This window comes from Halorubrum ezzemoulense DSM 17463 (assembly GCF_002114285.1).
GTDB classification, from domain to species: Archaea; Halobacteriota; Halobacteria; order Halobacteriales; family Haloferacaceae; genus Halorubrum; species Halorubrum ezzemoulense.
This window is the reverse complement of record NZ_NEDJ01000148.1, coordinates 1-1405: the sequence shown is the minus strand read 5'-3', so window position 1 is coordinate 1405 and position 1405 is coordinate 1. Positions and strand designations below refer to the sequence as shown.

The 1405-nt window shown below is 50.7% G+C and carries 1 protein-coding gene; it reads right to left on the bottom strand.

The window, feature by feature from the left end; translation table 11 throughout:
* Positions 1 to 316 precede the first annotated feature (316 nt).
* Positions 317 to 886 (bottom strand): type IV pilin, encoded by a 570-nt coding sequence (locus B9H04_RS17775; protein WP_085682900.1) that lies wholly within the window; start codon positions 884 to 886, stop codon positions 317 to 319.
* Between the last annotated feature and the right edge of the window lie 519 nt (positions 887 to 1405).

The window sequence follows — 1405 nt, the reverse complement described above, 5'->3', positions numbered from 1 at the left end:
TTGTCGAGGATTCCGATTTCAAGATCGCGACGCGATACGTTTCGTCGGCAGCAAGCGCGTCGTGTTCAATTTCACTCGCGGGGACATCCACGATATATGAGCCATCACGTTCTTCGATTTGAGCACTGAACAGAGAGCGAAGCGAATCAGAAATCTCGATCATCAGGTATCACGGGTTGTAGCTAGTCAACGTATCTAAATCTCGCGTTTTGCGCTACTCTGAGGTGGTAATCTAATTTAGTGTATGCCGGATAGAGAGTACAGGTACAGCGCGGAGAAAATTTGGCTTGAAGTACCAGAACAGTTTTTCAGATCGCTAGGCCGTGAACGTGTTCTGTGAGATAATCGACCCAGACGGTGTGTGGACGATCACGACTTCAAGTTCGTCGGCGTCAGGAGTTTCGCCCTCACGGAAATCGGCTGTAACAGTATTTATTCGGAATGTGATTGTCTGGCCCGCAGACCACACATCTATTCCATCCGATATGACTATATTATTTGTAGTACTATCTCCATTATCAATTAAATTATCAGGATCACCGTCAGCAAAATTTTCATTTTCGAATGATGGGCCATCAGCCGGAAGATCAACTAACCTGGCTTCAGTATCTACGCCAGGGCCAGTTGCCCGGACAACAATTTCTAATTCGTTAACCCGGACCCCATCACCGGCAATATGAGTGATCTTGACTAGTTGCTTGTCACCTGCGACTCCATCGGCAACTTCGAATTCGCCAGTTGTATCGGCAACATTCGGAGCGGGCTCAGTGATACTTCCTGCTACATCAAAAAAGAACACAGAGGCTGTCGCAGCTAAAATGACGACAATAGCGACCATAAGAATGGTCGAAATAACAGGGGTGACAGCGCGATCCTGCCGTTTCATTGTCTTATTTATTCGCTGCTCAGTGATATAATCACGGAGTTACTGCTGGCTGGATCCACTATGTTTCCTTGTCGGTGGAATGTTAAATTCCACAAATCACCGGTGACAGACGCCTTCATTCCTCTAGAACTCACCCGACAAGTTCCCCAGTAGTTGCTTCTTGGAGGCTCAACTGGCGTGGGCGTCTCCCCATTACCTCAGTCTCACATTCAACAAGGACACCACCAGCGACAGCAGCGTCCTCTCGATAGCACGCTCTCGTAGTCACTGCCCACAGCGCTGGCAGCACCTCATCGAGTAACGGCCACGGCTCTGTGAGTTCCAGCAAGACGTCGCCAGCGAACCCGACGTCCTCTGATGAGACGGGTCCATCTGGCCCGTGATGCTCCCGAGCTGTCCGTAACGCTCCGGCCGCAGCGTGGACGTCGTTGCTGACGGTCGGATCGCTCACCCATCGCGGGTAGATATCCTGGTACCGCTCAGGTAGTTCTCCGTCGTCCCGATTCGTCTCCGCAAACG